The 241-nt window shown below is 57.7% G+C and carries 1 rRNA gene; it reads right to left on the reverse strand.

Annotated features, from left to right (window positions below):
- Positions 1-27: 27 nt before the first annotated feature.
- Positions 28-241 (reverse strand): 16S ribosomal RNA (locus ciss_RS09205); the annotation flags it as partial.

Genomic DNA, 241 nt, shown 5'->3' on the forward strand with positions numbered 1-241 from the left:
AACGGCAAGCGGTTTGTTTCTCCTTAGAAAGGAGGTGATCCAGCCGCACCTTCCGATACGGCTACCTTGTTACGACTTCACCCCAATCACCGGTCCCACCTTCGGCAGCTCCCTCCCTTTCCGGGTTAGGCCACTGACTTCGGGTGTTACCGGCTTTCGTGGTGTGACGGGCGGTGTGTACAAGGCCCGGGAACGTATTCACCGCGGCATGCTGATCCGCGATTACTAGCAATTCCGCCTT

The organism is Carboxydothermus islandicus (genome assembly GCF_001950325.1).
GTDB classification, from domain to species: domain Bacteria; phylum Bacillota; class Z-2901; order Carboxydothermales; family Carboxydothermaceae; genus Carboxydothermus; species Carboxydothermus islandicus.